At 30.3% G+C, this 2,855-nt stretch carries 3 protein-coding genes and 1 other RNA gene; all 4 read right to left on the reverse strand.

The window, feature by feature from the left end:
- Window positions 1-73 precede the first annotated feature (73 nt).
- Entirely contained in the window at window positions 74-358 is a 285-nt protein-coding gene (locus ACQCX0_RS01550; RefSeq protein ID WP_462562381.1) for a hypothetical protein, read from the reverse strand.
- A complete protein-coding gene (rsmH, locus tag ACQCX0_RS01555; RefSeq protein ID WP_462562382.1) occupies window positions 358-1,311 on the reverse strand; it encodes a 16S rRNA (cytosine(1402)-N(4))-methyltransferase RsmH in 954 nt (317 codons plus the stop codon). The genes ACQCX0_RS01550 and rsmH overlap by 1 nt, the downstream gene beginning before the upstream one ends.
- 18 nt (window positions 1,312-1,329) lie before the next feature.
- An RNA gene (rnpB, locus tag ACQCX0_RS01560) (RNase P RNA component class A) lies at window positions 1,330-1,734 on the reverse strand.
- Window positions 1,735-2,100: 366 nt separating this feature from the next.
- Window positions 2,101-2,855: tRNA (cytidine(34)-2'-O)-methyltransferase (locus tag ACQCX0_RS01565; RefSeq protein WP_462562383.1), on the reverse strand; the 755-nt coding region annotated here is incomplete at its 5' end.

The raw sequence follows: 2,855 nt of genomic DNA on the forward strand, positions 1-2,855 counted from the left end.
TAATATTAAAAAGAAAATAGGGAGGTATTTAATCCTACTTTTAGTAACATGATTATTTTTATTGAAATACTCTTTATTGGTCATGTTGTATTAGGGGAATATTTGCTATATCAGCACTTTTATTAGTATTATTAATAAGATTCGGCAAAAATTTATTGGCTAAGTTTTTCAAATAAGCCTTATTATTTAAATAATTCCACTCTGCTTTGAGATTTTGCAACTCTTCGTGTTTTTGATAAACATGATTGTTTAATACACTAATTTGTTTTTCTAAATATCTTACTCTAAGATTAAAAATAGTAGTAATCAGAACAATTATTAATACTACAAAAATTAAATTTAGTAACATTTTACTCATTATAATAATTCCCCTACCCTCATTTTTGCAGAACGTGATGGGGCATTAATACGTAATTCATCAGTCTGAGGAATAATAACCTTTTTATTAATAACTTTAAAAAATTGATTACCTTTAGCAGAGTTTTCCATGGTAGTATTTTCAAAAAGATTATCATTACTTAAAAAATTTTTTACAATTCTATCTTCCAAAGAATGAAAACTTACAACTATTACTCTACCTTTTGGTTTTAGAACTTGTGGTACAATTTTAAGAATTTCTCTAAGTTCAGTAAGTTCTTGATTCACATGAATTCGTAATGCTTGAAAAGTTTTAGTAAGCGGGTCTATTTTATTTTTTCTTTTATAACCTAAGACTTTCCTAAGAACGGCTATTATTTCTGCTGTCATAGTAATTTTTTTCTGCTTTCTTGCTATTATTACAGCTTTTGCAACTTGCTTAGCAAGCCTTTCTTCTCCGTAATAAAAAATTACATCCCTAAGAGTTTGCTCACTGGCACTATTAAGAAATTCAGCCGCACTTACCTCATTAATTCCCATTTGCATAAGTAAGAAACTTTGGTTATCATCAGTAACATTAAAAGAGAATCCTCTACTTTTATCTTTTAATTGCATGGTAGAGAGTCCTAAATCTAAAACTATCCCATCTACCTTAGTATGTTCTAATTTGGTTAATATTGCTTTAAGTTTACTAAACTTAGTTAAACAAAAGGTAAATCTCTCTGTATATTCTTTGGTTAATAACTCAGCATAAGGTGTAACCGTAGCATCTCTATCCAGAGCTATAACTTTAGCATTTGAATGTTCAAGGATTGCCCTACTATAACCACCTTCTCCAAAAGTTGCATCTACATACACAGCATTATCACTTAAATTAAGATACTCAAGTACTTCTCGAATTAATACTGGGAAGTGCTGTTTTTGCTGTTTTAATTGAGTTATATCTATAAACATATATGAAAATAAAAATTAAGTGTTGGTTATACTATAAGCCGAGTTCTGTAATTAGTACGAATACTAATTGGTAATTATTCATCTTGGATCAATATTACTACTAATCTCATGCGACCTACCCAAATAAATACTGTAGGAATCCAGCTCTGTTAAATGAATTAACAGAAATTATTCTGCTTGGTCTTGCTTCAAAGAAGGTTTACCTTGCCTTTTTTGTTACCAAAAAAGCGGTGGGCTCTTACCCCACCATTTCACCCTTACCGTAATTGATTTAAATAAAATTTAAAAAATTGTGGCGGTATCTTTTCTGTGGCACTATTCTCTAGGGTTACCCCTGCTAGAGGTTATCTAGTCTTTTATTCCTATGAAGCTCGGACTTTCCTCTGTTAATTAATACTTAACAGCAATTACCTATATAACCAACTATGATATTATACTCCTATTATTTATATTATTCAACTTTTTAGATGAAAAGTTTTTACTGTCTAGGTTTTTGATTAGCTCACAATAATACCTCTCCATTCTGTTTTTTTGAATACTTTATATAGTTTTTTAGAAGTAGAAAGTATATGGCATAGTTGGATATTAGCCATAGTACTTAGCAGATATATCGGAAGAAAGTAAGTTATACAGTTTAAGAAAGTATTTATAAGGTAGCTTTTAGATAGAGAACAGATCCAGAATTACACAGTATATAGGGTTAACTTTTACCTTAGAAAAAACTAGTATGGAATATATTGTATGAGGAGAAGATCTTATTAAATATTCGGTGTTTGGCACAGAAAAATTTTATGGGTTTAATTGCCTTAGGGCTTCTGAAACAATAATTCCTACGGATACCGCTAAATTAAGCGATCTTTTCCCATTATACATTCTAATACCTATTTCTACATTAACTAATTTTCTTACATAATCCTCTACTCCGCTACTCTCCCTACCGAAGAGAATTATATCTCCTTCTTTGAAAGCAATATTACTATAGCTTTGCGTTGCTTTGGTAGTAGCAAGGATTAATCGCTTAGCTTGATAAGACTCTTGTTTAGAAGATTCTATCGTAGAATGATTTACTAAAAAGAGAGCTGATTCTTCTAATTTTGATGTAACTGGTTCAGATCTAAAAAGATGCTGTACTGAATTTTTTATTGATAAGCACTCATCAGTGGTAGTTTTAGTGTTAGAAAACATACTATTTGAAAACTCTGGCACTGTATATTCGTGCTTAAAAAAATTAGGTTGAGAAAAGTCACCCCAAGAAAAGTTAGATTTACAAAACTTAACTGGTAAGCATTCCTGTGGTTTAGGTAAGACTTCCCTATAAAAACTCATAAAATCTGGATGTACTTTATAACTTACCTCACTTAAGTAATCCATAGTAGCTCGCTTCATTGCTTTTCCTCCGAAAATAAAACCACAGGGTTCTATTATATCCACATGTAAATCAAAACAAGTAGCTAATCTTAGTATAGTCCCAGTATTTTGAGGAATATCCGGTTCAAACAATGCTATGGATACTTTTTTCATGGTTATTTTCTGATTATTATTTA

The sequence above is a fragment of the Candidatus Hepatincolaceae symbiont of Strigamia maritima genome (assembly GCF_055505085.1).